Source organism: Megasphaera sp. DJF_B143, from assembly GCF_900320625.1.
Taxonomy (GTDB): domain Bacteria; phylum Bacillota; class Negativicutes; order Veillonellales; family Megasphaeraceae; genus Megasphaera; species Megasphaera hexanoica.
In genome coordinates this window covers 1-4,267 of the sequence record NZ_ONTA01000060.1, presented here as the reverse complement: position 1 = coordinate 4,267, position 4,267 = coordinate 1, and the positions used below count along the sequence as shown (strand labels likewise).

The 4,267-nt window shown below is 55.2% G+C and carries 4 protein-coding genes and 1 riboswitch; all 4 genes read left to right on the top strand.

Translation table 11 applies throughout. From position 1 onward, the window contains the following. The first annotated feature begins 259 nt into the window (after positions 1-259). Entirely contained in the window at positions 260-1,714 is a 1,455-nt protein-coding gene (locus DBO31_RS01790; protein ID WP_150824294.1) for a M17 family metallopeptidase, read from the top strand. Beyond that, entirely contained in the window at positions 1,711-2,511 is an 801-nt protein-coding gene (locus tag DBO31_RS01785) for a PHP domain-containing protein (protein ID WP_075582393.1), read from the top strand. Before DBO31_RS01790 ends, DBO31_RS01785 begins: the two co-directional genes overlap by 4 nt. A 56-nt stretch (positions 2,512-2,567) precedes the next feature. Beyond that, complete coding sequence (locus DBO31_RS01780) at positions 2,568-3,398, top strand: Asp23/Gls24 family envelope stress response protein (protein WP_369907304.1); 831 nt, start codon at positions 2,568-2,570, stop codon at positions 3,396-3,398. A gap of 34 nt (positions 3,399-3,432) precedes the next feature. Beyond that, positions 3,433-3,610, top strand: a riboswitch (cobalamin riboswitch). Between the two features lie 118 nt (positions 3,611-3,728). Next, the coding region (locus DBO31_RS01775) for a MotA/TolQ/ExbB proton channel family protein (RefSeq protein WP_150824293.1) at positions 3,729-4,267 on the top strand (539 nt) is incomplete at its 3' end.

Below are 4,267 nucleotides of genomic sequence, written 5' to 3'. Positions count from 1 at the left end.
CGTTGCTGGCGCGCTGAAACTCGCTTCGCGCAGACAAAACAGCGCGCCGGACGCAACAGGTACGCCCAGCATCCGTCACGGTCCATGATGACCGCACCGGACCGGAGCCGTTCCCGCAATGTCACCAGCCAGGGGCCCGGTGGCTGGTTGGGTTCGTGTTGCCGGGCTTTCTATAGAACTTATTAAAATAAGAGACAATTTTAGTCTTTTCTGATATACTAAAATTGTATGAAAAGAGTTTGGAAGTGAGGGGACACAGATGATTACTTGCAACGGCAACGGCAGCTTTGACATGCTGGTCATTGGCGTCGATAAGAAGATGAAAGCCCTGCAGCGGGTACCCAAGGAGGATGTAAAGGCCCTGAAGGTATTTGTTGAGGAGCGGCCTGATATATTGGATTATACTTCGCTTTATGTGTATCATTGTGCCAGTGGCAGCAAGGTACATACGTATCTCCTGGTAGGGCTGGACAATAAACCGGTACAGTATGCGACGTATGAGGATTTCCGGGTAGGCCGCCAGATTTTGCAGGCTGCGCGGAAGGAGAAGGTCCGGGAGCTGGCTCTTTTGATCGATACGCTGGAAATGGATATTCCATCGCTCATCGACGGACTGTTGTACCAGAATTATGAGTTTATCCAGTACAAGACCCAGGCGTCGCCCAATCTGGTCAAGAATATCAATCTCATTACGGCGAGCCTGCAGATTAAGGAATTGAATACGCTCTGCTATGTGTATTCGTCGGTTTATGAAGGGATTTATCTGGCCCGGGATCTGACGAATATGCCGTCTAATGACCTGACGCCGCGGAAGTTTGCCGATTCGGTACAGGAGTTGTGCAAGGGCGAAAATATCCACGTCGAATCGCTCAACAAGTGGAATCTGGAAAAGCGCCATATGGGCGGCATCGTAGCGGTCGGCAAGGGCAGTATGAATCCGCCGCAGCTGGTGTCGGTTCTGTACCAGGGCGATCCGGACAGTAAGGATGTGCTGGGGCTGGTCGGAAAGGGCATTCTCTATGACAGCGGCGGCCTGTCTCTCAAGTCCCACGCCAATCTGGAGTTCATGAAAGACGATATGGCAGGAGCCGCAGTGGTCCTGGGCGTTATCCGGGCGCTGATGCTCCTCAAGTATCCCGTCAATGTGCTGGCCGTCATGCCTCTGGCGGAAAATATCCCGTCGGGCATGTCCTACCGCGTCGATGATGTCATTACCATGTACAATGGCAAGACCGTGGAAGTCAAGAATACCGATGCCGAAGGCCGGCTGGTCCTGGCCGATGCCGTAGCCTATGCCCAGGATAAAGGGGCGACGCGGATCATCGATTTCGCTACGTTGACGGGAGCCTGTGTGACGGCTCTCGGTACGGTGCGCAGCGGCATGATCGGCAACGACCAGGAATGGATGAACCGCATTTTCACTATGGCGGAACGGGTCCATGAAAAGGTATGGCAGTTCCCGGCGGACCGGGAATATGAAAAGCAGCTCCAGAGCGATATTGCCGATTTGAAGAACGTCGGCGGTCCCGAAGCCGGAGCCATTACGGCCGGCTTGTTTATCCGTCAGTTCATCAGGGAAGGGACGCCGTGGATCCATTTCGATATCGCCGGGACGGCATTCCTGGAAAAGAAAGACGATATGGGCTATATAGGCGCGACCGGGACGGGCATCAAGACGGTCCTGGAATGGCTCAAAGGGGGCCAGTCGTCATGAATGTAGATCTGCATATGCATACGACCTGTTCTGACGGCCTGTATACGCCGGAACAGCTGACGAAGATGGCAGCAGAGGCCGGCCTTTCGGTCATGGCCATTTCCGACCACGATACGGTGGCTGCTTACTCCGGTCATTCTTTTGCACCGGGCATACGGGTCATCCCGGCTATTGAAATGAGCAGTGATTACGATGGAGAGGATGTCCATGTCCTGGGCTACTATATCCGGCCGGATCAGAAAGAGCTGACGGAGTATTGCCGGCAATTCAAACAGCGCCGTCTGAACCGGGCTCTGGAGATCGCCGACCGGTGTGTATCCCTCGGCTATGACATCGACCGCGGCCAGATAGAAGGGATGCTGGCCAAAGGGGGGACCGTAGGCCGGCCGCATATTGCCCGCATGCTCGTCGCCAAAGGGTATTTTCCCGATGTGAAAGCCGTATTCGATACGATACTGTACCGCGGCGGCCCTGCCTACGTGCCGTATCACCGCCTGACCGTCGATGCCTGTATCGACCTGATCCATACGGCAGGAGGGCTGGCTTTCCTGGCCCATCCGGGACTGTTGAAGCGGACCTTGTCCCGGGTCCTGGCCTTTCCCTTTGACGGGCTGGAAGTCTATCACCCCAATAACCGCGGCCGCTGTGACGAATTCCTGCGCATCGCCCGGGAGCATCACTGGCTGGTCAGCGGCGGTTCCGATTTCCATGGCGTACCGGGCCGGTTCCCGGAAACGGTCGGGTCCTATGCCGTAGATGAATCGTACGTGCACGGGCTGCTGGCCTATCGGCCGTAAGACCGGGAAGCGGCAGGGCAGTCTATGTCATGGCAGGCAGAAAGAAAGGATGAGGAATGATGCATATTACCGGCTTTATCGGTGCCAGCGGGACAGGGAAGAGTTATCATGCCCTGGTCGTGGCGCACGAAAGGAATATCGACTGTATCATCGATGACGGCCTGCTCATTTATCAGAACCGCATCGTCGCCGGCCAGTCTGCCAAGGAGGAAACGAACCGCATGCAGGCCGTGCGCCGGGCTATTTTCCTCGACCCGGCCCATGCTGAAGCCGTCCGCAAGGCACTCCTTACGATCCAGCCGCCGCGGCTTCTCATCCTGGGTACGTCGAAGCATATGATATGCCGCATCTGCCAAGCCCTGCACCTTCCTCATGCCGATGATTATATCCATATCGAAGACGTATCCTCGGCAGCGGAAATCGCCAAAGCCAGGGATATCCGCCTGAAAGAAGGCAAGCATATCATCCCCGTGCCGACGATGGAGCTGAAATCTCATTTCCACGGTTATCTCCTCGATCCCATCCGTTCGTTCCTGTCCGGCCGGGGTGGCAGGAAATCCGGCGTGGAGCAGTCTGTCGTCCGTCCCGTATTCAGCTATTATGGCAAGCTGGTCTTTTCCGATGATGTCCTCTTTGCCCTCGTCCGCCATACGCTCAAAGGGATGAGCGGTATTGCCCGGGTGAACCGTGTCAAGGTGGCCAAGAACTACCTGTCCCATGCCAACGGCCTGGCCATTATCCTGACGCTGACCATTTATTACGGGGAAAATATCCGCCAGCTCCTGCGCCGCGTCAAGGACGAGGTACAGCAGTCTGTCGAATACACTACAGGAATGTCTGTGGATGTTATGAAAATTACCATTCGTGGCATTGCGCCCCGTTCTTGACAGTCTGCAAGAGGCCATGCTACCATTACATATAACTGCATAGGAGCTGTCAGGTGTCGCAAGACTCAATAGAAAAGCCGGTATAAGCCGGCGCGGTCCCGCCGCTGTAAGGAGGAGCGCTGCTGCAGAAACGCCACTGTATATCTGTATGGGAAGGCGCAGCAGGGTCATGAATCCGAGCCAGAAGAACTGCCTGACAAAGAATCACCGGCAGACCTGCGAGCGATGGGGATGGGGATTAGGACTCTGTTCTGTTATAAACCGTAAGGATGACGTATCCCTGCGGTTTTTTTCTGTTTCAGTTGTTTCAGTATGTATAGGAGCGGTAGTATGGAAGCGATTACTAGTGGATTTTTGTTGTTCCGGCAGGGTGGGATTGTCATGTACATCCTCCTGTTGTGTTCATTGTTTGTCGTCTATATCGGTATGGAACGGGCTATTTTTTATACCCACATGGATGCCGGGGCAGCCTTTGCCCAAAGGTTTTACACGTATATGAAACTGGGACAGTACGATAAAGCGCGGACGCTGGCCGATGAAAGCCAGGGAGGGCTGGCCTATATCCTGCGCGACGTCTTTGCCGGCCGTACGGGCAGGGATGTCCGGGCTTATATCGAACTGCAGTCGGGCATTCTCATGGCAAAGCTGCGCAGCCGCCTGTATTATCTCAGTGTCATCGTGACCCTGGGGCCGATCCTGGGCCTGCTCGGAACCATCAGCGGTATGATCCGGGCCTTTAGTATTTTCAACGTACAGACTGGCCAGTCGGCCGCTATCACCGGCGGCGTCGGCGAAGCGCTCATTGCTACGGCTTTCGGCCTATGCGTGGCTATCCTGGCCCTGCTGATCCATTCGTATTTCACGCAGCG